1 protein-coding gene is annotated in these 564 nt (G+C 39.0%); it reads left to right on the forward strand.

Features of this window, described 5'->3' with window-relative positions; translation table 11 throughout:
• Positions 1-258, forward strand: a 258-nt coding sequence (locus tag ABN217_RS19990; protein ID WP_349459969.1) for an HAD hydrolase-like protein, incomplete at its 5' end; no start/stop codon positions are given.
• Positions 259-564 lie beyond the last annotated feature (306 nt).

The raw sequence follows: 564 nt of genomic DNA on the forward strand, positions 1-564 counted from the left end.
CGACAAGACTGTAATTGCCGTAAACCAAAACCAGGAATGTTATTAGACGCGCAAGCATTTCTGAATATTGATATGGCATCTTCTATTATGGTTGGCGATAAGCTCGCAGACATGCAAGCGGGTAAAGCGGCAAATGTTGGTACAACTATTCTCGTTAAAAGAGGTGAAACAGTAACTGATGAAGCTATCGCAGCTGCTGATTTAGTCATAGAAAGCATCGCAGAACTGCCTAAAGCGGTTAAAAATATCAAAAAATAGGCGTTTTGGGTGATATATCAGCAACTGAAAAATTTTTTTAAAAAAACACTTCCTAGAATTTTCTGACTCCCTATAATGCGCATCCGTTGTCACGACAAACCGCTCCGGTGGTAAGGTTAGAAAAGAAACCTAGTGATGACAGAGGTGAAAAAGAAAGAAAAAGTTAAAAATAATCACTTGACTTTCTGATAGAAAAACGTAGTATACGACACCTCGCGACAACAACCTAAACGGTTAATATCGAAAGATAAAGTCGCAACGCTCTTTAACAATTTATCAGACAATCTGTGTGGGCACTCGCAGAGA

Origin of the sequence: Proteus sp. fly-1067 (genome assembly GCF_040139345.1) — a bacterium.
GTDB classification, from domain to species: domain Bacteria; phylum Pseudomonadota; class Gammaproteobacteria; order Enterobacterales; family Enterobacteriaceae; genus Proteus; species Proteus vulgaris_B.